Source organism: Burkholderiales bacterium, assembly GCA_035543335.1.
Classification (GTDB): Bacteria; Pseudomonadota; Gammaproteobacteria; order Burkholderiales; family JAHFRG01; genus JAHFRG01.
On sequence record DASZZH010000041.1, the window covers coordinates 23,236 to 50,089 of the forward strand.

Here is a 26,854-nt window from a genome sequence, read left to right on the forward strand (position 1 = left end):
AATCAGAGGTTCCATGGCCCAAGGGACTGACACTGGACGGGAAATAGGGATAGAATAGGTCTGGCTAACTTTCATTTTTTGGATTTCAGGAGCGAATTTGAACAATTTAGTCAAAAATCTGGCGATCTGGCTGGTGATTGCGCTGGTATTGATGACCGTCTTTAACCAATTCAGCCAGCGGCAAGCGGCGCAAACGCCGATGGAGTATTCGCAATTCATCGACGAGGTGAAACAGGGCCACATCGCCAAGGTCACCATCGAAGGCCGCACCCTGAAAGGGGTAAAGACCGACGGCAAGCGGTTCGTCACCTATTCGCCTTCCGATCCCTGGCTGGTGAGCGATTTGCTCAAAAACGGCGTGATTATCGAAGCCAAGCCGGATGAGGAGCCTTCGCTCCTGGTGAACATCTTCGTTTCCTGGTTCCCGATGCTGCTGCTTATCGGCGTGTGGATTTTCTTCATGCGCCAGATGCAGGGCGGCGGGCGCGGCGGCGCATTTTCCTTCGGCAAGAGCCGCGCGCGCATGATGGATGAAAGCAATAATCAAGTCACATTCGCCGATGTCGCCGGCTGCGAGGAAGCCAAGGAAGAAGTCTCCGAACTCGTCGATTTCCTGCGCGATCCAAGCAAGTTCCAGAAGCTGGGTGGACGCATTCCGAGGGGCGTCTTGATGGTGGGCAACCCCGGTACCGGCAAGACCTTGCTGGCGCGCGCCATCGCGGGTGAAGCCAAGGTGCCTTTCTTCAGCATCTCCGGCTCCGACTTCGTGGAAATGTTCGTCGGCGTGGGCGCGGCGCGCGTGCGCGACATGTTCGAGCAGGCGAAGAAACACGCGCCGTGCATCGTGTTCATCGATGAACTCGACGCCGTGGGCCGCCAGCGTGGCGCGGGCTTGGGCGGCGGCAATGACGAGCGCGAGCAGACGCTGAACCAGCTGCTGGTCGAGATGGACGGGTTCGAGACCGGCGTCGGCGTGATCGTGATTGCAGCGACCAACCGTCCCGATGTGTTGGATCCGGCGCTGTTGCGCCCCGGCCGCTTTGACCGGCAGGTGGTGGTGCCGCTTCCCGACATCCGCGGCCGCGAGAAGATTCTCCTGGTGCACATGCGCAAAGTGCCGATTGCCCCCGACGTCAGGGCGGACATCCTGGCGCGCGGCACGCCTGGTTTTTCCGGCGCCGACTTGGCCAACTTGGTTAACGAAGCGGCGCTGTTCGCGGCGCGGTTCAACAAGCGCCTGGTGGACATGGACGACTTCGAGCGCGCCAAGGACAAGGTCATCATGGGCGCCGAGCGCCGCTCGATGGTCATGCCCGAGCACGAGCGCCGCAATACCGCTTACCACGAATCGGGCCATGCGGTGGTAGCGAAGCTTTTGCCCAAAACCGACCCGGTGCACAAGGTCACCATCATTCCTCGTGGCCGCGCTCTTGGGGTCACGATGCAGCTGCCGCAGGAAGACCGTTACAGCTTAGACCGCGAGCATATTCTGCAAAATATTTCGGTGCTGTTCGGCGGACGCATCGCCGAGGAAGTGTTCATAGGGCAGATGACCACCGGCGCGTCCAACGATTTCGAACGCGCCACCGAAATGGCGCGCAACATGGTGACGCGCTGGGGCATGAGCGAATCCCTGGGCCCGATGGTGTACGGCGAGAACGAGGGCGAGGTGTTCCTTGGCCGTTCCATCACCACACACAAAAATGTTTCCGAAACGACGATGCAGAAAGTAGATGCCGAAATCCGTCGCATCATCGACCAGCAATATACGCTGGCGCGCAAACTGATCGAGGAAAACCGCGACAAGGTAGAAGCGATGGCGAAAGCCCTCCTGGAATGGGAGACCATTGACTCCGACCAGATCAACGATATCATGGAAGGCCGCCCGCCGCGGCCGCCTAAACCGGTGCAGCCTCCGCAACCCAGCCAGGACATCCCACCGGCGGGCGGAACCGCTACCACCCAGCAGCCGGCACGGGAAACCTGAGATTCCAGGGGTCAGGGATTAGGGAATAGGCAAGGCTCTGAGCTCGAATTTTCTAGCCCCTAGCCTCTAGTCCTTAACCCCTATGTTTTTCCGGTGCGGCAAATTCAGTTTGTCCCTCTCCCGTCCCCTGATCATGGGGATAGTCAACGTCACACCCGATTCATTTTCCGATGGCGGCAAGTTGGTCTCGACACCGGCCGCCATCAATCACGCCAAACAACTGGTCGAGGAGGGCGCGGATATTCTGGACATCGGCGGTGAATCCACCCGTCCGGGTGCGGAACCCGTAAACCTGGATGAGGAATTACAGCGGGTATTGCCGGTGCTGGAAGGATTAAAAGGCGTTAATGTTCCCGTCTCCGTGGACACCTATAAACCCGAAGTGATGCGGGCGGCAATCTCCGCAGGAGCGTCCATGATCAATGATGTCAACGCCCTGCTGGCACCGGGGGCGATGGAATCGGTCGCCGCATCCGACACCGCCGTGTGCCTGATGCACAAGCAGGGCGAGCCCAAGACCATGCAGCAAAACCCGCAGTACGAAGATGTGCTCACTGAGGTTGCCGATTTTCTTAAGGCAAGGGTCGCGGCGGCAGAGGCCGCGGGCGTGGCCAGGGAGCGCATCTGCATTGATCCGGGCATCGGTTTTGGCAAGAACCTCGAGCATAATCTGGCCTTGCTGAAGAATATCAGCCGCTTGAAATCGATTGGCGTGCCGGTGTTGATCGGCGTGTCACGCAAATCGCTATTGGGAAAAATCCTCGGACTGGAAGTGTACGACCGGGTGCAGGTGAGCGTGGTGGCGGCGATCCTTGCGGTGAGCCAAGGCGCGGCGATCGTGCGGGTGCACGATGTCAAGGCCACCAAAGATGCGCTTGCGGTGTATAGGGCGGTGAACAGTGAACAGTAAATGGCAGGCGATGGGGGTTGACCGTTTGCTGTTTACTATTCACCATTCACCTGTCTTTGGACGGATAACAATCAAATCAGGAAAACGATTGTGGCTAGGAAATATTTCGGCACCGACGGCGTAAGGGGAACAGTGGGCGAGGCGCCCATCACCCCGGATTTTGTCATGCGCCTGGGCTACGCGGCGGGCAAGGTGATCGCGGGCATGAGCAAAAGCACTGCGGAGCGCGCCGCGGTGCTGATCGGCAAGGACACGCGTATTTCCGGCTACATGCTGGAGTCTTCCCTCGAAGCCGGCCTTTCCGCGGCGGGCGTGGATGTGCTGCTGGTCGGGCCGATGCCGACGCCGGCTGTCGCCTATCTCACGCGCGCGTTGCGGCTCTCGGCGGGCATCGTGATTTCCGCCTCGCACAATCCGTATAACGATAACGGCATCAAGTTTTTCTCCGGCACAGGGCTGAAGCTGGCCGACGACATCGAGCTGGCCATCGAAACCGAGCTGGAAAAGCCACTCAACTGCAACGCCTCGGCGCAGCTCGGCAAGGCCAGGCGCATCGACGACGCTGCGGGCCGTTACATCGAATTCTGCAAAAGCACAGTTCCCTCCGATCTCGACCTGCGCGGCCTGCGCCTGGTGGTGGACACCGCGCATGGTGCGACTTACCACATTGCGTCCCACGTGTTTCACGAACTCGGCGCCGACGTGATTGCGATTGGCAACCAGCCGGACGGCTTGAACATCAATCAGGAATGCGGCGCCGCTTATCCCGGGTCGCTGCTAGAGGCGGTCAAGGAACATCGAGCCGATCTTGGCATCGCGCTCGATGGCGACGGCGACCGCCTGTTGATGGCCGACGGCGGCGGCAAAACCTATGACGGCGACCAGTTGCTCTTCGTCATCGCCAAACACCGCCAGCAGCAGGGTACGCTCAAGGGCGGCGTGGCGGGAACGGTCATGACCAATCTCGGCATGCAGCGCGCGCTGGAGAAACTGCGGGTAGCGTTTGCCCGCGCCGCCGTCGGCGACCGTTATGTGCTGGAGCTGTTGCTGGAAAAGGGCTGGCAGCTTGGCGGGGAAAATTCCGGCCATATCATCTGCCTCGACAAGCACACCACCGGCGACGGCATCATTTCCGCTTTGCAAGTGCTCTGTGCCTTGCGCGCTTACGACAAGGGATTGGCTGAACTCACTCGTGATCTCGTGCTCTATCCGCAAGTGCTGGTGAACGTCAAAGTCGCGAAAGGATTCGATTTCCGTGAGCAACCGCCGGTGAAAGCGGCGCTCAACCGGGCCGAGGCGGATCTCGGCGATGAAGGCCGGGTGCTGTTGCGCGCTTCCGGCACCGAGCCGGTGGTGCGAGTAATGGTGGAAGGCCAGCCGCAGAACAAGGTCAAGCACTGGGCCGATACCATCGCCCAAGCGGTTCGCGAAGCCGCAGTGAAATAACTTTTGGCTTTTTTATCTTGAAGCGTTGCGGGAATGCTCACACCCGCCGATGAAGTCCCACCTTCCTGTTCTCTCAATACTAAATCCGCTTGATTGCGGCGCGGATTTTCCCACTCAAAATTGACCCTCGGGTCATTCGCGAGTAAAATTTGAAAGGTTTATCGCCAAGGATACGGATGCGCCAAAAGCTGGTCGCCGGCAACTGGAAAATGCACGGCGGCCTTGTGAGTAACAAGGTCCTGCTCGATGCCTTGGTAACCGGCTTAAACCCGGCGCGCGACGTGGCGTATGCGATGTGTGTGCCGTTTCCCTACCTGTTTCAGGCGCGCGTCATCCTGCATGAGAGCGGCATCGCCTGGGGTGCGCAGAATCTGAGCCCGTTTGATTCCGGCGCCTATACCGGCGAAGTATCGGGCGCGATGCTGAAAGATTTCGGCTGCCGCTATGTGATTGTCGGGCATTCGGAGCGGCGCACGCTGTATGGCGAGGACAGCCGTCTGGCGGCAAGTAAATTCAAGGCGGCCCAGGCGGCGGGATTGATTCCGATTTTGTGCGTGGGCGAGACGCTCGCCGAGCGCGAAGCCGGAAAAACGGAACCGGTGGTGGCGACGCAGCTTGACGCCGTGCTGGAACTTGCCGGAGTGGCCGCGCTGGGTTCCGCGGTGCTGGCGTATGAGCCGGTTTGGGCAATAGGCACCGGCAAAACCGCAACGCCCGCTCAGGCACAGGAAGTGCAAGCGTTCATCCGCAACAAGATTGCGGTACAAAACGCGGATGTGGCGAAGCAACTTTTAATTTTGTACGGCGGCAGCGTGAAAGCGGGCAATGCCAAGGAGCTTTTTAGCATGCCGGACATCGACGGCGGTTTAATTGGCGGCGCCTCGCTGAATGCGGACGAATTTCTGGCGATTTGCGACGTCGCGCAATAAATAGAGGCTGGAGGAAATGTTGGAAACCTTGATTTGGATTGTCCACGTGCTTACCGCACTCGCCATCATCGGCCTGGTGCTGCTGCAGCATGGCAAGGGTGCGGATGCCGGAGCGGCTTTTGGCAGCGGTGCTTCCGGCAGCCTTTTCGGCGCCACGGGTTCCGCGAATTTCCTGAGCCGCACCACGGCGGTACTGGCGGCGGTGTTTTGTGTCACCAGCCTGGGGTTGACTTATCTTTCCAGCCACAAGGGCGACAGCAGGGGTGTGATGGAGCTGCATAAGGAAGTACCGGTTGCGTCGCCGGCCAGCAAGCCTGCGCCGCCGGCTGCAGAGGGCGATTCCAAGGCCAAGGACATACCGAAGTAGGGAAAAGGTCAGGGATCAGGGGTTAGGGATTAGGAAGCAGCGGCAAGCGTCCATCGGATGAAACGTTTTGGTTTTTAGCTAGCCCCTAACCCCTAGCCCCTGAATGTATGCCGATGTGGTGGAATTGGTAGACACGCCGTCTTGAGGGGGCGGTGGCGAGAGCCGTATGAGTTCGAGTCTCATCATCGGCACCACGAATGCAGGATTCGGGAGCGGGTATTCAGGGTTTAAGTACCGCACCGATCATGATATTCCGAACTTGAAGCGACATTAGAGGTCATAAATTAACGGCTGGATTGGCGGAGTTCCTTTGATTGAATCCCGAATCTTGAATCCTCAATCCTGAAGCAAACATGCTGGAAAACTATTTTCCAATCTTGCTGTTTATTCTGGTCGGGCTGGCTGTCGGCGTGCTTCCGATGATGATCAGCTGGTTGCTGTCGCAACCCGGGCTTTTGGGCACCAACCGCCCCGACAGCGAAAAGCTTTCCCCCTACGAGTGCGGATTCGAAGCGTTTGAGGACGCGCGCATGAAGTTCGACGTGCGCTATTACCTCATCGCCATTCTGTTTATCCTGTTCGACCTGGAAATCGCCTTTCTTTTTCCCTGGGCGGTGGTGCTCAAGGAAATCGGAATGTTCGGTTTTGTCTCAATGATGATTTTCCTCGCCATCCTGGTGGTCGGCTTTATCTATGAGTGGATGAAAGGTGCGTTAGAGTGGGAATGAACATGGATACACAGGGCGTGCTGGAAAAAGGCTTTGTCACGACCAAGCTGGATGACCTCATCAACTGGACGCGCACCGGGTCGCTGTGGCCGATGACCTTCGGGCTCGCTTGTTGCGCGGTGGAAATGATGCACGCCGGCGCCTCGCGCTACGACCTCGACCGCTTCGGCATCGTGTTCCGCCCGAGTCCGCGCCAGTCCGACGTGATGATTGTCGCCGGCACGCTGTGCAACAAGATGGCGCCGGCGCTCAGAAAAGTGTACGACCAGATGGCCGAGCCGCGCTGGGTGATTTCCATGGGCTCCTGTGCCAACGGCGGTGGCTATTATCACTATTCGTACTCGGTGGTGCGCGGCTGCGACCGCATCGTGCCTGTTGACATTTACGTGCCCGGCTGCCCGCCCACCGCGGAAGCACTGCTGTACGGAATCATCCAGCTCCAAAACAAGATAAAGCGCACCAACACGATTGCCCGCTGAGGTTGACCGCTCATGACCTCCCGCCTCGAAACCCTCTCGCTATGCCTGAAAAATGCCCTGGGTGAACGCATCATGGATTTGCGCGAAGCGGTTGGCGAAATCTCCATTACCGTCAAACCCGTAGACTGGTCGGCCGCGGCACGCGTGCTGTGCGACGATTCGGATCTCCGTTTCGAGCAATTAAGCGACCTCTGCGGCGTGGACTACCAGGATTACGGCGATGGCGCGTGGAACGGGCCGCGCTTTGCGGTGGTGTGCCACCTGCTGTCGCTCACTCACAACTGGCGGCTGCGGGTTAAAGCGTTTGCCGAGGATGATCAGTTCCCGGTGTTCGATTCGCTGATTTCAGTGTGGCCCTCCGCCAACTGGTACGAACGCGAGGCATTTGATTTGTTCGGCATGGTCTTTACCGGTCATCCCGATTTGCGGCGCATCCTCACCGATTACGGCTTTATCGGCCATCCGTTCCGCAAGGATTTCCCACTCTCCGGCAATGTGGAAATGCGCTACGACCCGGATTTGCAGCGGGTGATCTATCAGCCGGTGACGATCGATCCGCGCAACAACGTGCCGCGTGTGGTGCGCGAGGAGAATTACGCCGATTCCGAAGGATTCAGAAAGGGATGAATCCGGTCCATTGAATATGGCCGAAATTAGAAACTATACGATGAATTTTGGGCCGCAGCACCCGGCGGCGCATGGCGTGCTGCGGCTGGTGCTGGAGCTTGACGGCGAGGTGATCCAGCGCGCCGACCCGCATATCGGGCTGCTGCACCGCGCGACCGAAAAGCTCGTCGAGCACAAGACCTACCTGCAGTCGGTGCCGTACATGGACCGGCTCGACTACGTGTCGATGATGTGCAACGAGCATGCCTACGTCATGGTTATCGAAAAACTGCTGGGCCTCGACGTGCCGCTGCGCGCGCAATACATCCGCGTCATGTTCGACGAAATCACGCGCATTCTCAACCATCTGCTGTGGCTCGGGGCGCACGCCCTCGATGTCGGTGCGATGACGGTGTTTCTCTATGCTTTTCGCGAGCGCGAGGACCTGATGGATTGCTACGAAGCGGTTTCCGGGGCGCGCCTGCATGCGGCTTATTACCGTCCGGGCGGCGTGTACCGCGACCTGCCGGAGAGCATGCCGCAATACCAGGCTTCAAAAATCCACAGTGCTGCGGAGGTGGCGAAACTCAACACCAACCGCCAGGGCTCGCTGCTGGATTTCATCGAGGATTTCACCAACCGCTTTCCCCAATACGTGGACGAATACGAAACGCTGCTCACCGACAACCGCATCTGGAAGCAGCGCACCGTCGGCATCGGCGTGGTGTCTCCGGAGCGCGCCAGGGCGCTCGGCTTCACCGGCCCGATGCTGCGCGGCTCGGGGGTGGAGTGGGACTTGCGCAAGAAGCAGCCTTACGAAGTCTACGACCGGATGGAATTCGACATCCCGGTGGGCGTGAACGGCGATTGCTACGACCGGTATCTGGTGCGCATCGAGGAAATGCGCCAGTCGAACCGCATCGTCAGGCAGTGCATCGACTGGCTTAGAAAAAATTCCGGCCCGGTGATCACCGACAACCACAAGATTGCGCCGCCCTCGCGTCTGGAGATGAAGCAGAGCATGGAAGAACTGATTCACCATTTTAAGCTCTTCACCGAGGGTTTCCATGTGCCCGAAGGCGAGGCCTATGCCGCGGTGGAAGCGCCCAAGGGCGAATTCGGCATTTATCTCGTTTCCGACGGCGCCAACAAGCCTTACCGCCTGAAAATCCGCGCGCCGGCTTTTCCGCACCTCGCCGCTCTGGATGAAATGGCAAGAGGCCACATGATTGCAGACGTGGTGGCGATTATAGGGAGCCAGGACATTGTATTTGGGGAAATTGACCGATGAACGCGCCCATGATCCTGAGCCCCGAGTCGCTCGCCAAAATCGACCAAGCCATCGTCAAATATCCGCCTGACCGAAAACAGTCGGCGGTGATAGCGGCGCTGACGATCGCGCAGGACGAGAAAGGGTGGCTGTCCACCGAGACCATGGATTTCGTGGCGCAATATTTAAGCATGCCGCCGATTGCGGTGTACGAGGTGGCGACGTTTTACACCATGTACAACCTGGAGCCCGCCGGCAAATACAAGATCACCATTTGCACCAATCTGCCTTGCACGCTTTCCGGCGCCAATATCGCGGCGGATTATCTGAAAAATAAACTCGGAGTGGATTTCAACGAGACCACGGCGGACGGCCAGTTTGCGCTGAAAGAGGGCGAGTGCCTGGGCGCCTGCGGCGATGCGCCGGTGCTGCTCGTCAACAACAAGCGCATGTGCAGCTTCATGACCCGGGAAAAACTCGATGTGTTGCTTCAGGAACTGAAAAAATGACCTGCCTGCACGGTCGCCACGTCAATCCGATCATTCTTGCCGGCCTCGATGGCAAGAACTGGCGCATCGGCGATTACATCCGGCGCGGCGGCTATTCGGCGTTGAAGAAAATACTGTCCGAAAAAATCCCGCCGGAGCAGGTCATCAACGAAGTAAAAAAATCCGCGCTGCGCGGACGCGGCGGCGCGGGTTTCCCGACCGGACTTAAGTGGAGCTTCATGCCGAAAAGTTTCTCCGGCGTCAAGTATCTGGTGTGCAATTCCGACGAGGGCGAGCCGGGCACCTTCAAGGACCGCGACATCATGCGCTACAACCCGCATATCTTCATCGAGGGCATGGCGATTGCGGCGTACGCGATGGGCGTGAAAACCGGCTACAACTACGTGCACGGCGAAGTGTGGGATTGCTTCGAGCGCATGGAAGAGGCGGTGGAAGAGGCGCGCGGTGCGGGTTTTCTCGGCGACAACATTCTGGGCACCGATTTCAGCTTCCAGCTTCACAATCATCACGGCTACGGCGCCTACATCTGCGGCGAAGAGACCGCGTTGCTGGAATCGCTGGAAGGCAAGAAAGGCCTGCCGCGCTTCAAGCCGCCTTTTCCCGCAAGCTTCGGCTTGTACGGGAAACCCACCACCATCAACAACACCGAAACCTTCGCCGCCGTTCCTTACATTATTTTGAACGGCGGCGAAAAATTCCTGAGCACCGGCAAGCCCAATAACGGCGGCACCAAGATTTTTTCAGTCTCCGGCCACGTGAACAACCCGGGCAACTATGAAGTGCCGCTAGGCACGCCGTTTGCGAAACTGCTCGAGCTGGCGGGCGGTGTGCGCGACGGGAGAAAACTCAAGGCCTGCGTTCCCGGCGGCTCTTCGATGCCGGTATTGCCCGCGCATATCATGCTCGCCACCGACATGGATTACGATTCCATCGTCAAGGCGGGCTCGATGCTGGGCTCGGGCGCGGTCATCATCATGGATGAGACGGTGTGCATGGTGAGGGCGCTGCTCCGTTTTTCCTATTTTTATTTCGAAGAATCCTGCGGCCAGTGCACGCCGTGCCGCGAAGGCACCGGCTGGCTCTACCGGGTGGTGAACCGCATCGAGCACGGCCAGGGAAAGCCGGAAGATCTGGATCTGCTGCTCAACGTCGCCGACAACATCGCGGGGCGCACCATTTGCGCACTGGGCGATGCCGCCGCGCTGCCGGTGAAAAGCTTCATTACCCATTTCCGTGACGAGTTCCAGCACCACATCGAGCATAAGCAGTGCCTGGTTCCCGCATACGCCTAGGATCGTCATGTTACAGCTTGAAATAGACGGCAAGCAGATCGAAGTGACGGAAGGCAGCACCATCATGGATGCCGCCAACCGGCTCGGCATTTTCATTCCGTATTTCTGCTACCACCGAAAGCTTTCTATCGCCGCCAACTGCCGCATGTGTTTGGTGCAGGTGGAAAAAGCGCCTAAGCCGCTGCCTGCCTGCGCTACTCCGGTCACCGGCGGCATGAAGGTGTTTACTCATTCCGACGAGGCGGTGAATGCGCAGAAGGGCGTGATGGAATTTTTGCTGATCAATCATCCGCTCGACTGCCCGATCTGCGACCAGGCCGGCGAATGCCCGCTGCAGGATCTCGCGGTGGGCTACGGCGGCAGTTCCTCGCGTTATCAGGAAGAAAAGCGCGTGGTGGTGAACAAGAACCTGGGGCCGCTGATTGCCACCGACATGACGCGCTGCATCCACTGCACGCGTTGTGTGCGCTTCGGCCAGGAAATCGCCGGCGTCATGGAGCTCGGCATGGTGGGGCGCGGCGAACATGTGGAAATCATGCCCTTCGTCGAAAAAACGGTGGACTCGGAGCTCTCGGGCAACATGATCGATCTCTGCCCGGTGGGCGCGCTCACCTCAAAACCTTTCCGCTACACCGCGCGCGCCTGGGAATTGTCGCGCCATAAGTCGGTGAGCCCGCACGACAGTTTCGGTTCGAACCTCATCGTGCAGGTGAAGGAAAATAAGGTTATGCGCGTGCTGCCGCGCGAGAACGAGGAAATCAACGAATGCTGGCTTTCCGACCGGGACCGCTTTTCCTACGAAGGACTGAATTCGGAGGAGCGCCTGACCCGGCCGATGTTGAAGCAAGACGGCGAGTGGAAAGAAGTGGAATGGCAGACGGCGCTGGAGTACATTGCAAACAAAATTAAACAAATTAAAAATTCACATGGCGCGCAAGCGATAGGTGCGCTCGCCACTGCGCACAGTACCCTGGAGGAACTTTATCTGCTGCAGAAGCTGGTGCGCGGCCTGGGCAGCGGCAATGTGGATTTCCGTTTACGGCAATCCGATTTCAGCGCAGATGACGCAAGGCAGGGCGCGCCCTGGCTGGGGATGAAAATCGCCGATCTCAATTCACTCGACCGCGTGCTGGTTATCGGCAGCGCGCTGCGCAAGGACCATCCGCTTACCGCCCACCGTCTGCGCCAAACGGTGAAGCGCGGCATGCAGCTCAACCTCATCAATCCGGCGGACGATGAGTTGCTGATGCCGGTGGCGAACCGAATCATTGTCGCGCCGGGCATGATGAATCGAGCGTTGGCGGAAGTGCTGAAAGCGACGGTGGACGCGAGAAATTCATCCTGCCCGGCGCAGCTTGAGGAAATCCAACCTTCGCAGGAAGCGCATCGCATCGCAGATAGCCTGCTCTCGGGAAAGAACGTCGCGATATTCCTCGGCAACACCGCGCAGCACCATCCGCAGGCGGCTGCTTTGCATGCGCTTGCTCAAGAGCTGGCAACGCTTACCGGCGCGAAATTCGGTTTCTTTGGCGAAGCGGCAAACAGCCTGGGCGGCTACATCGCCGGCGCGGTGCCTGATAACGGGGCTGGCAAGCCGGCAAAAGCGATGCTGGACAATCCGCTCAAGGCTTATCTCTTGCTTAACGCCGAAGTTGAGCTCGATTGCCACGATCCGCAGCAGGCGCTTGCCGCGATGCGCTCGGCCGAACTGGTGGTGGCGATGAGCGCTTACACGCACAAGGCGGTCGAATACGCGCAGGTGCTGCTGCCGATCGCACCTTTCACCGAGACCGCCGGCACTTTTATCAACACCGAAGGCCGGGCGCAAAGCTTCAGCGGCACGGTGAAGCCGCTGGGTGAAACCCGCCCGGCGTGGAAAGTGCTGCGCGTGCTGGGGAATCTCCTTGGCCTTGCCGGCTTTGAGCAGGAAAGCATCGAGCAGGTGCGGGCGGAAGTCCTGCCTAACGGCAGCGTGGATCCCTCGCGCCTGAACAATGGCCTGCGCCGGCCGATTTCTGCCGGTATCGAAGCGCCGGGCTCAAGCGGTTTGCAGCGGATCGCGGAAGTGCCTATTTATCAGGCCGACGCCATTGCGCGACGCGCTGCTTCGCTGCAGAAGACCCGCGATGCGGCTGCGCCCGCAGCCTGGCTCAACGGAAAACTCTTTGAGCGGCTGGGTTTGCGTGAAGGCGATAAGGTTAAACTCGCTCAAGGGCGGGGAATAGCGGTGTTGGTTGCGCGCCGCGACGACAAATTGCCCGAAAACTGCGTGCGGGTGGCCAGTGCGCATCCGTTGACGGCGAATCTCGGCGCGATGTTTGGCGAAATTACCGTGGAGCGCGCGGCATGAGCTTCCTGCAGGAACTCTTCGGACCGCAGTGGTGGTCGTATGCGCTTACCTTCTCCAAGACCCTGGCTTTGATCGTTGCCATCGTGGTGCCGCTGTTGCTTTCGGTGGCGTATCTCACTTTTGCCGAGCGCAAGGTGATTGGGTACATGCAGGTGCGGCTCGGCCCGAATCGGGTGACTTTCTTTGGAATCCCATGGCTCGGTGGGTGGGCCCAGCCGATCGCGGATGTGTTCAAGCTGCTCACCAAGGAAATCATCATCCCCAGCGGCGCCAGCCGCTTCCTGTTCGTGCTGGCGCCGGTGATGGCCATCATGCCGGCGCTGGCGGCGTGGGCGGTGGTGCCGTTTCAGCCCGAACTGGTGCTCGCCAACATCGACGCCGGACTGCTCTACATCTTGGCGATTACCTCAATGGGCGTGTACGGCGTCATCATCGCCGGCTGGGCGTCGAATTCCAAGTATGCGTTTCTCGGTGCGATGCGCTCGGCGGCGCAAATCGTTTCCTACGAAATCGCCATGGGTTTTGCCCTGGTCGGTGTGCTGATGGCTGCGCACAGTCTGAATTTGTCGGAAATCATCAAGGCGCAGCAAAGCGGCGCGGGGCTCTTCAGCTGGTTTTTCATTCCGCTGTTTCCGTTGTTCCTGGTGTACCTGATTTCCGGCGTGGCCGAAACCAACCGCGCGCCATTCGACGTGGCGGAAGGCGAATCGGAAATCGTCGCCGGCTACCACGTCGAGTATTCCGGCATGGCGTTCGCGGTGTTTTTCCTCGCCGAGTACGCGAACATGATCCTGGTCTCGGCTCTGTGCTCCGTCATGTTCCTCGGCGGCTGGCTGCCGCCGTTTAATTTCGCGCCGTTTACCTGGTTGCCCGGGATTTTCTGGCTGGTGTTCAAGGTGCTGTTTATCCTGTTCTGCTTCCTCTGGTTCCGCGCCACCTTCCCGCGCTACCGCTACGACCAGATCATGCGCCTGGGCTGGAAGGTGTTCATCCCGATCACGCTGGTGTGGATTTTCGTGATCGGCGCGTGGCAGCAGACACGCTTCTGGGTGTGGGGATGATCATGAAACGCATCGTCGAATTCTTTCGCACGTTTCTCCTGTTGGAGCTGGTGAAAGGCATGTGGCTCACCGGCCGGCATCTGTTCGCGCGCAAGATCACCGTGCAGTTTCCGGAGGAGAAAACGCCGCAAAGCCCGCGCTTCCGCGGTCTGCACGCGCTGCGCCGCTATCCCAACGGCGAAGAGCGCTGCATCGCCTGCAAGCTGTGCGAGGCGGTGTGCCCGGCGCTGGCAATCACCATCGAATCTGAGCAGCGCGATGATGGCACGCGCCGCACCACGCGCTACGACATCGACTTGACCAAGTGCATTTTCTGTGGCCTGTGCGAGGAATCCTGTCCGGTGGATGCGATAGTCGAAACCCACGTGCTCGAATACCACGGAGAAAAGCGCGGCGATTTGATCTACACCAAGGAAATGCTGATGGCGGTGGGAGACAAGTACGAAGAACAGATCGCCAAGGCGCGGGCTGAAGATGCGGCCTATAGATAAGAGCAATTTACCGCGGAGGACGCTGAGGACGCGGAGGAAAAACAAAAGCATAAGTCACAGAGAACATGGAGAGTAAGACGAATCCCGGCAGGTTTTTCTCTGCGGACTCCTTTGCTTAAAAATTTTCAAGGTTCTCCTCCGCGTCCTCCGCGTCCTCGGCGTCCTCTGCGGTGAAAGGTTTTATGGAATTTCAGACTTTCGTTTTTTATTTTCTGGCGACGGTCCTGCTGTCCGCTGCGCTGTGCGTGATCACGGTGCGCAACCCGGTGCACTCCGCTTTGTTCCTGGTGCTGGCGTTTTTTACATCGGCCGGCCTGTGGCTGCTGCTGGAGGCGGAATTTCTCGCCATCGCGCTGGTGCTGGTCTACGTCGGCGCGGTAATGGTGCTGTTCCTGTTCGTGGTGATGATGCTCGACATCAATCTCGACCGCCTGCGAGAAGGTTTCTGGAAAGGGCTTTATGCCGGCTTGCCGCTCTCCATTGTGTTGGTGTACCTAATGGCGCAGGTGCTCAAGTATTTCGGCTTGGACAAGATGCCCGGACCCGAGCCGCATGCCGCAGGCTACAGCAACACCAAGGAGCTGGGACGGCTGCTTTACACGCAATACGTTTATCCGTTCGAAATCGCGGCGGTGATTCTGCTGGTGGCAATCGTCGCCGCTATCGCGCTCACGCTGCGCCGGCGCAAAGACACCAAATACCTGGATCCGGCAAAGCAGGTGGCGGTGCGGCGCGAGGACCGGATCCGTATCGTTTCAATGGCGGCGGAAAAACGTGAAGAAGTGAAGAAATGAATGAGGTGAAGAGAAGTTAAGGGAGGCAATACTTGATTTCGTTGTCGCATTATCTGGTGCTCGGCGCGATTTTGTTCGCCATCAGCGTGGTCGGGATTTTTTTGAACCGCAAGAACGTCATCATCCTGCTGATGGCGATTGAATTGATGCTGCTCGCGGTGAACATGAATTTCATTGCTTTTTCGCACTATCTCAACGATATCGCGGGACAGATTTTCGTGTTTTTCATCCTTACGGTGGCGGCGGCGGAATCGGCGATTGGCCTGGCGATACTGATGGTGCTGTTCCGCAACCTGCGGACGATCAACGTCGACGATTTGGGCCGCCTCAAGGGGTGAAAATGAAAGTTGGGTGTTCAGTGTTAAGAGTTGAGGGTAACGGCAAGTCTGCTTTTACACCCAACACTCAACCCTCAACACTCAACACTTAACTATGATTTCAATGCAGACTTTATATCTCCTCGTGCCGCTAGCGCCGCTCGTTGGCAGCATCATCGCCGGACTGTTCGGCCGCGTCATCGGCCGCGCCGGGGCGCACTGGGTGACGATTATCGGCGTCGCCATTTCCTTCGTGGCCTCGCTGAGCATTTATCAGGACGTCGAGCACGGGAATATCTTCAACGGGACTGTATACACCTGGCTCACTTCCGGCGGCACCTCGTTTGAAATCGGTTTCCTGATCGACAAACTCAGCGCGACCATGATGACGGTGGTGAGTTTTGTTTCGCTCATGGTGCATATCTACACCATCGGCTACATGCGCGACGACCCCGGCTATCAGCGTTTTTTCAGCTATACCGCGCTGTTTACTTTTTCCATGCTAATGCTGGTGATGGCCAATAACTTCCTGCAGTTGTTTTTCGGCTGGGAAGCGGTGGGGCTGGTGTCGTATCTGCTCATCGGTTTCTGGTACACGCGCGAGAGCGCGATTTTCGCCGGCCTCAAAGCGTTCCTGGCGAATCGCGTCGGCGATTTCGGGTTCCTGCTTGGTGTTGCTTTGATACTCGCTTATTTCGGAACGCTCGATTACGTCACGGTGTTCAAGCAGGCGCCGCAGCTGGCCGGCCAAACTATCGAAATTATTCCCGACGAGCCGTGGCGGGTGATGACCCTGATATGCATCCTGCTGTTCGTCGGTGCCATGGGCAAATCGGCGCAGTTCCCGCTTCATGTGTGGCTGCCGGATTCGATGGAAGGCCCGACGCCGATTTCCGCGCTGATCCACGCCGCAACCATGGTGACCGCGGGCATTTTCATGGTGGCGCGCATGTCGCCGCTGTTCGAACTTTCGACAACCGCGCTGTCGGTGATGCTAGTGATAGGCAGCATCACTGCGCTGTTCATGGCGCTCCTGGGCCTGGTGCAGAACGACATCAAGCGCGTGGTGGCGTATTCCACGCTGTCGCAGCTGGGTTACATGACGGTGGGGCTGGGCGCTTCCGCCTACGCTGCGAGCATTTTCCATCTGATGACACATGCGTTCTTCAAGGCGCTGCTGTTCCTCGCTGCGGGCTCGGTCATCATCGCCCTGCATCACGAGCAGGACATGCGCAAGATGGGGGGCTTGAAGAAATACATGCCGATTACCTACTGGACCATGGTCGTCGGCTCGCTGGCGCTGGTCGGCATTCCGCCTTTTGCCGGATTTTTTTCCAAGGATGCCCTGATCGAAGCAGTGGGTGCCTCACACATCCCGGGTTCGGGTTTCGCTTATTTTGCCGTCATCCTCGGCGTGTTCATCACCGCGCTGTATTCGTTCCGCCTGCTGTTCATGACCTTCCACGGCGAGCCACGTATGGACGGGCATGCGTGCGAGCATCTGCACGAATCGCCCTGGGTGGTGTGGGTACCACTGGTGGCGCTGGCCGTTCCCTCGGTCTATACCGGCTGGACCTATATTGAACCAATGCTGTTCGGCGGGCATTTCGGAAGTGCCATTGTGGCGCTGCCCGAGCACGATGTTCTGGGACATTTGAAGGAACATTATCACGGTGCGCTCGCCTTTATTCTTCATGGCTTCACGGCCTTGCCGTTCTGGCTGGCGCTCGCCGGTATAGGCGTGGCGTATTACCTCTATATCCTGCGCACCGATTTGCCCGCGAAAATCGCCGAGCGCTTCAGCGCGATTTACACTCTGCTGGACAGGAAATACTACTTCGACGAGCTTTACCAATGGTTGTTTGCCGGCGGCGCGCGCGGCGTGGGCGGCGGTTTGTGGCAAGTCGGCGATGTCACGGTGATCGACGGTTTCTTCGTGAACGGCACGGCGAAAGTGGTGCGGCTGGCTTCCGGCGTGATTCGCCGCCTGCAATCGGGCTACATTTACCATTACGCCTTCACCATGATCATCGGCATTTTCGTGCTCTTGATGTGGTTCGCGCGGCCCTGATTAACCGGCAGAACGGACACTAGATGCTATTAGGTTTCCCGCTGTTAAGCCTTGCCATCTGGCTGCCGATTCTGTTCGGGCTCCTGGTGCTCGCCACCGGCGGCGACCGCAATGCGAATAGGGCCCGCTGGATTGCGTTCGCCGGCGCGCTTTTGGGTTTTCTCGTCACGCTTCCGCTCTATGCCAAATTCGATCTCACGGTAGCCGGCATGCAGTTTGTTGAACTGCATCCCTGGATCGCGCGCTTCAACGTGCATTATCATCTTGGCGTGGATGGCATTTCGGTGCTGTTCATCCTCTTGAATAGCTTCATGACGCTGCTGGTCGTGATCTCCGCCTGGCGGGTGATCGAGAGCCGGGTCGCGCAATACCTGGCGGCGTTCCTCATCATAGCCGGGCTGGTGAATGGCGTGTTCTCCGCACTGGATGCGGTGCTGTTCTACGTGTTCTTCGAGGCGATGCTGATTCCGATGTTCCTCATCATCGGCGTGTGGGGCGGGCCGAACCGGGTTTACGCGGCCATCAAGTTTTTTCTGTATACCTTGCTCGGCTCGCTGCTGATGCTGGTGGCGTTCATTTATCTCTACAACGCTTCCGGGGGCAGCTTTTCCATTCTTGACTATCACCAATTGCCGCTTTCGCTTACCGTGCAAATTCTGCTCTTCATTGCGTTTTTCCTGTCGTTCGCGGTGAAGGTGCCGATGTGGCCGGTGCACACCTGGCTGCCGGATGCGCACGTCGAAGCGCCGACCGGCGGCTCGGTGATTCTCGCCGCCATCCTGCTGAAAGTCGGCGGTTACGGCTTCCTGCGCTTTTCGCTGCCGATTGCGCCGGACGCCAGCCACTATCTTGCCGGTTTCGTGATTACGCTTTCGCTGATTGCCGTGGTGTACATCGGACTGGTGGCGCTGGTGCAGGCGGACTTAAAAAAACTCATCGCCTATTCCTCGGTTTCGCACATGGGCTTTGTCACGCTGGGCATTTTCATCTTCAACGCCTATGGCGTGGAAGGCGCGCTGGTGCAGATGCTCTCGCACGGCTTCATCTCCGGCGCGCTGTTTTTGTGCGTCGGCGTGCTCTACGACCGCATGCATTCGCGCCTGATTGCCGACTACGGCGGGGTGGTGAACAAGATGCCGGTGTTTGCGTCTTTATTCATGCTGTTCGCCATGGCCAACTCCGGGTTGCCGGCGACCAGCGGTTTCGTCGGCGAATTCATGGTCATCCTAGGTTCGCTCAAGGTCAATGTCTGGTATGCGGCGCTGGCCGCGACCACGCTGGTGTTCGGCGCCGCCTACACGCTGTGGATGTACCAGCGGGTGATGTTCGGCGCGGTGGCGAACCGCCATGTCGAGGCGCTTGCCGACATCGACTTGCGCGAGGCTTTGTTTCTGGGCTTATTGGCGCTGGCGGTGCTGGGGATGGGCGTTTATCCCAAGCCTTTCACTGAAGTGATGCACGCCTCGGTGGGCAACCTGCTCGCGCACGTGGCGCAGAGCAAGTTATGAATTTGGGTTCATTAACCGCAGAGAACGCTGAGAGCGCGGAGAAATTCTTGTATGTTTTTTTGAATTTGCGTTGTTTTCCTCTGCGCCCTCTGCGGTGAAAGGTTTAGTATGAATTTTGTTGTGCCTGATCTGACGCCCGCCTACCCGGAGATATTTCTCCTGGCGATGGTATCGCTGATTCTGGTGATTGACCTCTGCCTCAGCGACGAGCGGCGTTTCATCACTTATCATTTGACGCAGCTCACCCTGTTAGGCTGCGCCGTGGCCACGGTTGCCGTGAGCGAGCCGGGTATCCGTTACAGCTTCAGCCGCATGTTTGTCGCCGATAACCTGGCCGACGTGCTCAAGATCATGGTGTATATATCGGTGTGTGTAATGCTTATCTATTCGCGCACCTACATTTATTTGCGCGGCTTGTTCCGCGGCGAGTTTTTCGCGCTGGTCCTGTTTGCCATGCTGGGGATGATGGTGATGATTTCCGCCAACCATTTCCTCACTCTGTATCTGGGGCTGGAGCTGTTGTCTCTTAGCCTGTATGCGATGGTGGCGCTGCAGCGCGATTCGGCCACGGCGACCGAGGCGGCGATGAAGTATTTTGTGCTGGGCGCGCTCGCTTCCGGCCTGCTGCTCTACGGCATGTCCATGCTTTACGGCGCGACCGGCTCGCTGGAAATCACCCAGGTGGCGAAAGCGATACATGCGGGCGTGCCGCAGAAGACGGTGCTGGTGTTCGGACTGGTGTTCGTCGTCGCCGGCCTGGGCTTCAAGCTGGGCGCCGTGCCGTTCCACATGTGGGTACCCGACGTCTATCACGGCGCGCCGACTGCGATTACGCTTTTCATTGGTTCCGCGCCCAAGCTCGCCGCGTTCGCCTTCGCGATGCGCCTGCTGGTGATCGGCTTGCAGGGACTGGTCGTGGACTGGCAGGGGATGCTGATTATCCTCGCCGTGCTGTCAATGGCGATTGGCAACGTGACGGCGATTGCGCAAAGCAATCTCAAGCGCATGCTCGCCTATTCCACCATTTCGCACATGGGCTTCATGCTGCTGGGGATTTTAAGCGGCAGCCTCAACGGCTACAGTTCCGCGATGTTCTACATGCTGGTCTATGTGTTGATGAGCCTGGGCTCTTTCGGCATGATTCTGCAGCTCTCCCGCGAAGGCTTCGAGGCGGAAAACCTCGACGACTTCAAGGGGTTGAATGCGCGCAATCCGTGGTATGCATTGATGATGCTGCTCCTGATGTTCTCCATGGCCGGCGTGCCGCCGACCGTCGGCTTTTTCGCCAAGCTGTCGGTGTTCGAAGCGGCGCTGGAAGCGGGCTATGTATGGCTGGTGGTGATGGCGGCGCTGTTTACCTTGATCGGCGCGTTTTATTACCTGCGCATCGTCAAGCTCATGTATTTCGACGATCCGGTGGATCAGGCGCCGATCCTGCCGCAGCCGGACGCGCGCCTGCTCATCAGCGCCAACGGGCTCGCCATGCTGGTGCTCGGCGTGCTGCCGCAACCGCTCATGGCGTTGTGCGTGAATTCGATTGCCCGCTCGCTGTGAATGCAGGCATGGTTTTTCTCCTGCTCCTGGTTTTCATCGCCGCCAACCTGCCTTTTTTCAGCGAGCGCCTCCTGTTTGTCATCCGCCCAAAATCCGGCGTAAAGAATTTCGGCTGGCGGCTGCTCGAAGTTTTATTGCTATATTTAATTGTCGGTGGCGTGGGTTATCTTCTGGAAGCCAGGGCCGGCAATGTGCATGAACAAAGCTGGGAGTTTTACGCCATTACCCTGTGCCTGTTCCTGGTTTTTGCTTACCCCGGTTTCGTTTATCGTTATTTGTGGCGAAAACATTCATGAAAAAGACTTACCCGAAGCAGGAACCCGATTTCAGTGAAACCGGACTTTCATCGAAAACGGTTCATCACGGCAGCTTTTTCGAACTAAGGGAAGACCGGGTGCGCTTGCCGGATGGGAAGGAAGCGGTGCGCGAGTACCTGATCCACCCCGGCGCCGTGGTGATCATCCCGGTGCTGGATAACGGCGATCTGGTGATCGAGTGGCAATACCGTTATGCGCTGCGGCAGCATTTTTACGAGTTGCCCGCAGGCAAGCTCGATCCCGGCGAAGACCCGCTGCAATGCGCCAAGCGCGAGCTGCTGGAAGAGACCGGTTATGTCGCGCAACGCTGGCAATGCCTCGGGGTCGCCTACCCCTGCGTCGGCTATTCCAACGAGAAGCAGTTATTTTACCTCGCCCAGGGCTTGAGCCAGCGGGAACGTCAGCTCGATGATGGGGAGTTTCTGGAAGTGCTGACGCTGGATTTGGCGACTCTGCTGGCCTGGGTGAAAGAAGGCAAGATCACCGATGGCAAGACTCTCAACGGCTTGTTCTGGTTTGATCGGTTGCACAGAGGAGCGATATAACACCCTTCTTTTGAGTAGGCGGTCGGGCTAGGCGACGCTGGGTTGCTGATCCAGCTCGGAGACAGGCGGCTGTATCAGTGGCAGGGGGTGCTGGAACAAGTAGCCTTGCCCGTATTGCGTGCCCATCTCGATCAAGGTGTCCAGCACTTCCTTGTTTTCCACCCATTCGGCGATGACCTGTTTGTGCAGGCCCTTGGCCACGTCGTTCAGCGCCTTCACGAAAATGCGGTTGGATTCATCGTGAACCAGGTCGCGCACGAAATTGCCGTCTATCTTCAGGTAATCCACGTCGAATTTCTTGACGTAGTAGAAGGAGCTGAAGCCCGAGCCGAAATCATCCAGCGCGAAGCGGCAGCCCATTTCCTTGAGCTCGCGGATGAAGGACACCGTGACGTCAATTTCCGACATCGCCGCAGTTTCGGTGATCTCGAACACCAGCTGGCTGGGGACAATGTCGTTGGCCCCGAGCATGTGCTGGAAACGCCTGACCCAGCGCGGATCGGAAATGCTGGCGCGGGACAGGTTGACGAAATAACGCCGCTTTTGTTCCTTTTCGGGATTGGTTTGCAGGTAGTGAATGAGTTTTTTCACCACCAGCATGTCGATTTCCTGGATCACCCCGATGGATTCCGCGATTTCAATGAAGTCGCCGGGGAGGATGATTTTGCCCTGCTCGTCTTGCATTCGCAACAGGATTTCCTGGTGCATGAGTTTCCGGTCGGTCAGGCGCACTACCGGCTGGGAGTAGAGCAACAGGCGGTCTTCGTCCAGCGCATCGCGCAGTTTCTTCGCCCAGTGCACGCGCTTGTGCGTGCTGCGTAGGCTCTTCGTGTCCTGGTCGAACAGGGCGTAGCCGTTGCGGCCGTGGTCCTTGGCCTGGTACATGGCGATGTCCACGTTGGAAAGCAGACTGGCGACATCGTTGCCGTGGAACGGATAGAGCGCAATGCCGATCGAGGCGGTCATGTTGGTTACATGCTGCTTGCCGCCATGCACGAACCGGTAGTAACGCACGGATTCTAGTGCTTTTTCCGCCACACCGACGGCTGCCTTGCGTAAGGCGGCGGGCAGGTGAATCGCAAACTCATCGCCGCCGATGCGAAACAATTGGCCATCAAACTCGTTCATCACTTCGCGCAACGCTCCGCTGATGCCGCCAATCATCTGGTCGCCGGCGTGGTGCCCGAAGTTGTCGTTCACATATTTGAAGTTGTCGATATCGAGAAACAACAGCGCGCCGACCTGTCCCGACTGGATCGCGGCTTCCAGCGTTTGCTGCAGGCAGGCGCGGTTGGGAAGATCGGTGAGCATGTCGTGTTGCGACATGTGCTGAATACGCAGCGCGGCGAGATGCTGCTCGGTGATGTCGCGCGCCGTGCCGCGAATGCCGATGATGCGTCCCTCTTCGTCATGAAACAGCCGGGCGTTGATGCCGATCCAGCGATCGTCACCAGAAGTGGTAATCAGGTGCGTGATGTAATTCTTGACCTCGTTGTGACGCTTGAGCGTGGCCAAGAAGCGCCGGTTGGAAACCTGCGACGGCCGCGCCTCGAAATCAAAGAAGCAGCGGCCCAGCAGCGCTTCGGGATTGAGCCCGAAAACCTCCAGGGCGGCGTTGTTGAGGTAGGTGAAGCGGCCCAGGGCGTCGGTCGCCCAAATCAGGTCGTGCGAGGTTTCCACCAGGTCGCGGTAACGGCTTTCGCTTTCCAGCAACAACTGGATGATGCGGTGCTTTTCGCGCAGCGTTTTCTTCACCGCCGCGAGTTCACCCGATTGCCTGTCGGAAACATGGGCGACCGCCGAAGCGGAGGCGAGGCGGTCGATCAGCTCGCGTGAATAACGCCGATGCCCCCCGTGGCTGCGATGCGCGACCAGCACCCCCAGCGCGTCCCAGCGGCGCAGCTTCTGAATCGGGATGCCCAGATTGGCTGAGACTTCCTGAATGGTGTAGTCATTCCCCGCCATCATGCTCCCCTTGTCCATAACGAAGGAACCTCTGATTAAGTCCCACGCGGTTGCGACGGCGGCTTTCCGAGGTAGCGCCGCCGCAGGCGGAGCCTCGGACTTGCGACCCGGAGGCGGCGCTGCGCTCGCTCCCCTGCGCGCTTACGAGGCGCGACGGTACGCGAGCGCACACGCAAAGCGAGGCGCAGCCAATGGCCAGGCCCCCTTGGCAAGCCGAGTGACAAAGCAGACCGCCCGGATAAGCGCCCCGGACTCGGTCTCGCGCAGCGTGGCGCGGGTAGGGGCGCAAGTTGCCGCAGTAAACACCCTCAAACGGGGCGCTCGTGTTGCCACTCCCGCACACAAGCCTTCAGCTACCGGGTTGCGGCAACCGTCCCTCCGGGTTGCGGTAAAATGCGGCGTCTGCATCGTTGCGCTCCTCGGTGTCGTACTTCGAGTACTACCTTCGTCGTGCGCCTTGCATCCATCCGCATTTTGCCAGCAACGCAATTCGCGATGGACTTAATCAGAGGTTCCATGCCCGCGGGAAGGCGTTTTCCGCTGGCGCGACGGTGCTTAATGGATCTGCTGCGAGTCGCCGATGCCGTTTTGCCGCGACACCAGGCGCTGCATCAACTTAAGATCGCGCAGGTTAAGCCGCAACGCGCTGTCCACCCACAGCTCGACGATATCCAGCAGCTCGGCGTAGTCGATCTGGTCTATCCGCCGCCGTACCCGGGACAGGGCGGTGAAACCGTTGTGGGTTTTCTGCCGGCGCTTGATGAACGCCGCGATTTCGGCTTCGCCCTGGCCGTCCTCCGCAACAACATCCACCACGCCCAGCGCCAGCATATCATCAGCGCTGTAGATTTTACCACTGGAGATGAGCTCCTCGGTCACTTTCTGGCCGACCCGCCGCTTGAGGAAAGAATAGGCCCCCATGCCGGGGAACAGGTTGAACAAGATTTCCGGGAAGCCGAAGCGCGCTTTTTTCTCGGCGACGATTACGTCGCTGGAAAGCGCCGCTTCAAAGCCGCCCCCCAGGCATTCACCCTGCACCAGCGAAATGGTGGTGGCGTGCAGATCATGGCCCATGTAGTTGCGGTAAAGTACTTCGACGCAGGCGCGTCCGTAATTCAACAGGCCCTCGCGGTCGCGCGTCTCGATCAGTTGCTTGAATAAATCGAGGTCACCGCCCAGATTGAAAACGCCGGGCGTGCCGGAGGCGAGCACCACGTATTCCACCGGGGATTCTTCGGGCCCGCCCTGGATGGCCCCGCCGCGCTGCGCCAGAAAGTCGTAATAACGCTTGATCCCATCCAGCAAGCGCGGGTTGAAGCACGGTCGCGGTTCAGGGTTCCAGCGCGACCACATGGCGTGCTGCTCCTTATCAAAGTGAACGTGAAGCTGTGGTGAAAAGGACAGATCTATGCCTTCAAGAGCCGGCTGATCGATAAAGTCGGGGACCTGCAACATAGCGTGAGGGACATTCATATCCATGGTTTTATCTCCGGTAAAAGTGATTTAGGATGCGGGGGTTTTGTTACCCCCTTTGTTTCTCGATTGTTTTTTCGAACCGTGAAATTCAATTTAAGAATATATTACGCGAAAAAGCAAATCTAACAAATTGATAGATTTTGCTTTTTTATCACGGCTCGGACATTTTGCCATCCCCGACTGTCGATCCAGGTTCCGCCACCCCTTATTTGTTATAAAATACTTAAAACTTCTAGGCTTAAACCTTGATTTTCCTACGCCTTCTTTGCCGTGTTCTGTTCCGGGCCCTGACCGGTGCGCCTGGGCCGTGCGCTCAAAAGCTGTCCTGATGCAAAATTCACTGCCTACTTCCGATTCGCCGCAAACCCTGTTCGAGGCTTTTCTTGACGCGGTTAAAACGCACGGCCGCGCCCGCCGGGTGGTCGAAGACATGAAAGGGGAGCAATCCTACGGACAACTGCTCAAGACCAGCCTTGCGCTCGGCAGGTTTGCCTGCCGCGTGAGCAGGGAGCAGGAAACCGTCGGGGTGCTGCTGCCCAATCTCATCGTCACCGTTTGCCTGTTTCTGGGCTTAAGTGCCATGCGCCGGATTCCGGCCATGCTCAACTACAGTTCGGGGATCGAGGCGATCCGCGGCGCGTGCACGGCCGCCAATATCCGGACCGTCATCACCTCGCGGGAATTTCTGGAAGCGGCCAAACTGCACGCCGTGGTGCCCAGCCTGAATGACGTGAAGCTGGTTTATCTGGAAGATGTACGGAAATCATTTACCCTTGCCGACAAACTGTGGCTGCTGCGGGCGCTGTGGCGGCCGCACCGGGCGATGTGCGCGAGCGATCCTAATGAGCCGGCGGTGGTGCTTTATACCTCGGGCTCGGAAGGCAAACCCAAGGGCGTGGCATTGAGCCACAAGGCGATACTCTCCAATATCGCGCAAATCAGGGCGGTGGTCGATGTCGTGCCCTCCGACAAGTTTCTCAATGCTCTGCCGATTTACCATTCCTACGGGCTTACCGCCTGCGCGCTGCTGCCCCTGCTGGGGGGCACGCGGGTGTTCATCTACATTTCGCCTTTGCACTATCGCACTATTCCGGAAATTGCCGGCAGCCGCAAATGCACTTTTCTGTTCGGCACCAGCACCTTTCTCGGCGAATACGCCAAGGTTGCGAGTCCGAAGGATTTCCAGTCTCTGCGCTATGTGATTTCCGGCGCGGAGAAATTAAGCGAAGAGGTGGCGCGAACTTGGCTGGAGAAATTCGGATTGCGCATTATGGAAGGCTATGGCGCCACTGAATGCGCGCCGGTGCTGGCGGTCAACAGCAACCTGGCTTATCGTCGTGGCGCGGTCGGACGGTTCCTGCAGGGAATCGAATTCCGTCTAAAGAAAATACCCGGCATTGGGCATGGCAGCTTGCTGCATGTGCGCGGGCCGAATGTCATGCTGGGCTATTACCTGCAGGAGCGGCCGGGCGAGTTGCAACCCACGCATTCCGAATTCGGCCCCGGCTGGTACAACACCGGCGACGTGGTAGAAGTGGATGAAGATGGGTTCGTCACAGTCATCGGCCGCATCAAGCGCTTCGCCAAGGTGGCGGGGGAAATGGTGTCTCTGGAAGTGGTGGAAAAAATCGCCGGCAAAGCCTCGCCGCAACACCGACACGCCGCCATCATCCATGTCGTCGAGAGCGGGGAATCCACAATGCTCTATACCACCGATCCGGAGCTGAGCCGCATGCTGCTGCACTCCGCCGCGAGAGAGCTCGGCGCGCAGGATCTGGCGGTGGCGCGCCGGATTGTGCATATGAAAGAACTGCCGCTGCTGGGGAGCGGCAAGACCGATTACATTGCGCTGCAGCTTATGGCCGCACGGGTAACAGAGTGA

The 26,854-nt window shown here is 58.5% G+C and carries 24 protein-coding genes and 1 tRNA gene; 23 read left to right on the forward strand and 2 right to left on the reverse strand.

Annotated features, from left to right (window positions below; genetic code table 11):
- Positions 1-97 precede the first annotated feature (97 nt).
- The 22 genes from ftsH to VHE58_11170 all read left to right on the forward strand — a co-directional run bounded on the left by ftsH (position 98) and on the right by VHE58_11170 (position 21,531).
- Positions 98-1,987: an ATP-dependent zinc metalloprotease FtsH gene (ftsH, locus tag VHE58_11065; GenBank protein HVS27812.1), complete on the forward strand. Its 1,890-nt coding sequence runs from the start codon at positions 98-100 to the stop codon at positions 1,985-1,987.
- An 82-nt stretch (positions 1,988-2,069) separates the two neighbouring features.
- The gene (gene folP, locus VHE58_11070) at positions 2,070-2,897 is read left to right on the forward strand and encodes a dihydropteroate synthase (GenBank protein HVS27813.1); all 828 of its coding nucleotides are present in this window, start codon (positions 2,070-2,072) and stop codon (positions 2,895-2,897) included.
- Between the two features lie 90 nt (positions 2,898-2,987).
- Entirely contained in the window at positions 2,988-4,343 is a 1,356-nt protein-coding gene (gene glmM / locus VHE58_11075) for a phosphoglucosamine mutase (GenBank protein ID HVS27814.1), read from the forward strand.
- A gap of 176 nt (positions 4,344-4,519) precedes the next feature.
- The gene (gene tpiA / locus VHE58_11080) at positions 4,520-5,272 is read left to right on the forward strand and encodes a triose-phosphate isomerase (GenBank protein ID HVS27815.1); all 753 of its coding nucleotides are present in this window, start codon (positions 4,520-4,522) and stop codon (positions 5,270-5,272) included.
- 16 nt (positions 5,273-5,288) lie between these two features.
- Entirely contained in the window at positions 5,289-5,639 is a 351-nt protein-coding gene (secG, locus tag VHE58_11085) for a preprotein translocase subunit SecG (protein ID HVS27816.1), read from the forward strand.
- A gap of 109 nt (positions 5,640-5,748) precedes the next feature.
- Positions 5,749-5,833, forward strand: a tRNA-Leu gene (locus VHE58_11090).
- A gap of 159 nt (positions 5,834-5,992) precedes the next feature.
- Positions 5,993-6,367 carry an NADH-quinone oxidoreductase subunit A gene (locus VHE58_11095; protein ID HVS27817.1) on the forward strand — a complete coding sequence of 125 codons (375 nt, stop codon included), beginning with the start codon at positions 5,993-5,995 and terminating at the stop codon, positions 6,365-6,367.
- A gap of 2 nt (positions 6,368-6,369) precedes the next feature.
- A complete protein-coding gene (locus VHE58_11100; GenBank protein HVS27818.1) occupies positions 6,370-6,846 on the forward strand; it encodes an NADH-quinone oxidoreductase subunit B family protein in 477 nt (158 codons plus the stop codon).
- Between the two features lie 12 nt (positions 6,847-6,858).
- A complete protein-coding gene (locus tag VHE58_11105; protein ID HVS27819.1) occupies positions 6,859-7,473 on the forward strand; it encodes an NADH-quinone oxidoreductase subunit C in 615 nt (204 codons plus the stop codon).
- 16 nt (positions 7,474-7,489) lie between these two features.
- Positions 7,490-8,743: an NADH-quinone oxidoreductase subunit D gene (locus VHE58_11110; protein ID HVS27820.1), complete on the forward strand. Its 1,254-nt coding sequence runs from the start codon at positions 7,490-7,492 to the stop codon at positions 8,741-8,743.
- An 11-nt stretch (positions 8,744-8,754) separates the two neighbouring features.
- A complete protein-coding gene (gene nuoE, locus VHE58_11115; protein ID HVS27821.1) occupies positions 8,755-9,231 on the forward strand; it encodes an NADH-quinone oxidoreductase subunit NuoE in 477 nt (158 codons plus the stop codon).
- Positions 9,228-10,523, forward strand: coding sequence for an NADH-quinone oxidoreductase subunit NuoF (gene nuoF, locus VHE58_11120; GenBank protein HVS27822.1), 1,296 nt, complete (start codon positions 9,228-9,230; stop codon positions 10,521-10,523). Before nuoE ends, nuoF begins: the two co-directional genes overlap by 4 nt.
- A gap of 7 nt (positions 10,524-10,530) precedes the next feature.
- Entirely contained in the window at positions 10,531-12,873 is a 2,343-nt protein-coding gene (gene nuoG, locus VHE58_11125) for an NADH-quinone oxidoreductase subunit NuoG (protein ID HVS27823.1), read from the forward strand.
- Positions 12,870-13,934: an NADH-quinone oxidoreductase subunit NuoH gene (nuoH, locus tag VHE58_11130; protein ID HVS27824.1), complete on the forward strand. Its 1,065-nt coding sequence runs from the start codon at positions 12,870-12,872 to the stop codon at positions 13,932-13,934. Before nuoG ends, nuoH begins: the two co-directional genes overlap by 4 nt.
- Before the next feature lie 2 nt (positions 13,935-13,936).
- Positions 13,937-14,425 (forward strand): NADH-quinone oxidoreductase subunit NuoI, encoded by a 489-nt coding sequence (nuoI, locus tag VHE58_11135; GenBank protein HVS27825.1) that lies wholly within the window; start codon positions 13,937-13,939, stop codon positions 14,423-14,425.
- Positions 14,426-14,607: 182 nt separating this feature from the next.
- Positions 14,608-15,219: an NADH-quinone oxidoreductase subunit J gene (locus VHE58_11140; GenBank protein ID HVS27826.1), complete on the forward strand. Its 612-nt coding sequence runs from the start codon at positions 14,608-14,610 to the stop codon at positions 15,217-15,219.
- A 32-nt stretch (positions 15,220-15,251) separates the two neighbouring features.
- Positions 15,252-15,557 (forward strand): NADH-quinone oxidoreductase subunit NuoK, encoded by a 306-nt coding sequence (gene nuoK, locus VHE58_11145; GenBank protein HVS27827.1) that lies wholly within the window; start codon positions 15,252-15,254, stop codon positions 15,555-15,557.
- 103 nt (positions 15,558-15,660) lie between these two features.
- Positions 15,661-17,607, forward strand: a complete 1,947-nt coding sequence (gene nuoL, locus VHE58_11150; GenBank protein ID HVS27828.1) for an NADH-quinone oxidoreductase subunit L — start codon at positions 15,661-15,663, stop codon at positions 17,605-17,607.
- 23 nt (positions 17,608-17,630) lie between these two features.
- On the forward strand, positions 17,631-19,115 hold the full coding sequence (locus VHE58_11155; protein HVS27829.1) for an NADH-quinone oxidoreductase subunit M: 1,485 nt from the start codon (positions 17,631-17,633) through the stop codon (positions 19,113-19,115).
- 108 nt (positions 19,116-19,223) lie between these two features.
- On the forward strand, positions 19,224-20,669 hold the full coding sequence (gene nuoN / locus VHE58_11160; protein ID HVS27830.1) for an NADH-quinone oxidoreductase subunit NuoN: 1,446 nt from the start codon (positions 19,224-19,226) through the stop codon (positions 20,667-20,669).
- An 8-nt stretch (positions 20,670-20,677) separates the two neighbouring features.
- Positions 20,678-20,965: a DUF2818 family protein gene (locus VHE58_11165; GenBank protein HVS27831.1), complete on the forward strand. Its 288-nt coding sequence runs from the start codon at positions 20,678-20,680 to the stop codon at positions 20,963-20,965.
- Positions 20,962-21,531, forward strand: a complete 570-nt coding sequence (locus VHE58_11170) for an NUDIX hydrolase (GenBank protein ID HVS27832.1) — start codon at positions 20,962-20,964, stop codon at positions 21,529-21,531. The genes VHE58_11165 and VHE58_11170 overlap by 4 nt, the downstream gene beginning before the upstream one ends.
- Before the next feature lie 27 nt (positions 21,532-21,558).
- On the opposite strand, the gene VHE58_11175 is transcribed toward VHE58_11170, so the two are convergent.
- Entirely contained in the window at positions 21,559-23,514 is a 1,956-nt protein-coding gene (locus VHE58_11175) for an EAL domain-containing protein (protein HVS27833.1), read from the reverse strand.
- A gap of 537 nt (positions 23,515-24,051) precedes the next feature.
- On the reverse strand, positions 24,052-24,975 hold the full coding sequence (locus VHE58_11180) for a crotonase/enoyl-CoA hydratase family protein (protein HVS27834.1): 924 nt from the start codon (positions 24,973-24,975) through the stop codon (positions 24,052-24,054).
- A 325-nt stretch (positions 24,976-25,300) separates the two neighbouring features.
- Here VHE58_11180 and VHE58_11185 point away from each other — a divergent pair, with 325 nt between their 5' ends.
- On the forward strand, positions 25,301-26,854 hold the full coding sequence (locus VHE58_11185) for an AMP-binding protein (GenBank protein ID HVS27835.1): 1,554 nt from the start codon (positions 25,301-25,303) through the stop codon (positions 26,852-26,854).

Excerpts from the sequence above, each read along its gene's own strand:
- folP (HVS27813.1), top strand. The coding sequence starts at position 2,070 with ATGTTTTTCCGGTGCGGCAAATTCAGTTTGTCCCTCTCCCGTCCCCTG.
- tpiA (HVS27815.1), top strand. The coding sequence starts at position 4,520 with ATGCGCCAAAAGCTGGTCGCCGGCAACTGGAAAATGCACGGCGGCCTT.
- secG (HVS27816.1), top strand. The coding sequence starts at position 5,289 with ATGTTGGAAACCTTGATTTGGATTGTCCACGTGCTTACCGCACTCGCC.
- VHE58_11095 (HVS27817.1), top strand. The coding sequence starts at position 5,993 with ATGCTGGAAAACTATTTTCCAATCTTGCTGTTTATTCTGGTCGGGCTG.
- VHE58_11100 (HVS27818.1), top strand. The coding sequence starts at position 6,370 with ATGGATACACAGGGCGTGCTGGAAAAAGGCTTTGTCACGACCAAGCTG.
- VHE58_11105 (HVS27819.1), top strand. The coding sequence starts at position 6,859 with ATGACCTCCCGCCTCGAAACCCTCTCGCTATGCCTGAAAAATGCCCTG.
- VHE58_11110 (HVS27820.1), top strand. The coding sequence starts at position 7,490 with ATGGCCGAAATTAGAAACTATACGATGAATTTTGGGCCGCAGCACCCG.
- nuoF (HVS27822.1), top strand. The coding sequence starts at position 9,228 with ATGACCTGCCTGCACGGTCGCCACGTCAATCCGATCATTCTTGCCGGC.
- nuoG (HVS27823.1), top strand. The coding sequence starts at position 10,531 with ATGTTACAGCTTGAAATAGACGGCAAGCAGATCGAAGTGACGGAAGGC.
- nuoH (HVS27824.1), top strand. The coding sequence starts at position 12,870 with ATGAGCTTCCTGCAGGAACTCTTCGGACCGCAGTGGTGGTCGTATGCG.
- nuoI (HVS27825.1), top strand. The coding sequence starts at position 13,937 with ATGAAACGCATCGTCGAATTCTTTCGCACGTTTCTCCTGTTGGAGCTG.
- VHE58_11140 (HVS27826.1), top strand. The coding sequence starts at position 14,608 with ATGGAATTTCAGACTTTCGTTTTTTATTTTCTGGCGACGGTCCTGCTG.
- nuoL (HVS27828.1), top strand. The coding sequence starts at position 15,661 with ATGCAGACTTTATATCTCCTCGTGCCGCTAGCGCCGCTCGTTGGCAGC.
- VHE58_11155 (HVS27829.1), top strand. The coding sequence starts at position 17,631 with ATGCTATTAGGTTTCCCGCTGTTAAGCCTTGCCATCTGGCTGCCGATT.
- nuoN (HVS27830.1), top strand. The coding sequence starts at position 19,224 with ATGAATTTTGTTGTGCCTGATCTGACGCCCGCCTACCCGGAGATATTT.
- VHE58_11165 (HVS27831.1), top strand. The coding sequence starts at position 20,678 with ATGGTTTTTCTCCTGCTCCTGGTTTTCATCGCCGCCAACCTGCCTTTT.
- VHE58_11170 (HVS27832.1), top strand. The coding sequence starts at position 20,962 with ATGAAAAAGACTTACCCGAAGCAGGAACCCGATTTCAGTGAAACCGGA.
- VHE58_11175 (HVS27833.1), bottom strand. The coding sequence starts at position 23,514 with ATGGACAAGGGGAGCATGATGGCGGGGAATGACTACACCATTCAGGAA.
- VHE58_11180 (HVS27834.1), bottom strand. The coding sequence starts at position 24,975 with ATGGATATGAATGTCCCTCACGCTATGTTGCAGGTCCCCGACTTTATC.
- VHE58_11185 (HVS27835.1), top strand. The coding sequence starts at position 25,301 with ATGCAAAATTCACTGCCTACTTCCGATTCGCCGCAAACCCTGTTCGAG.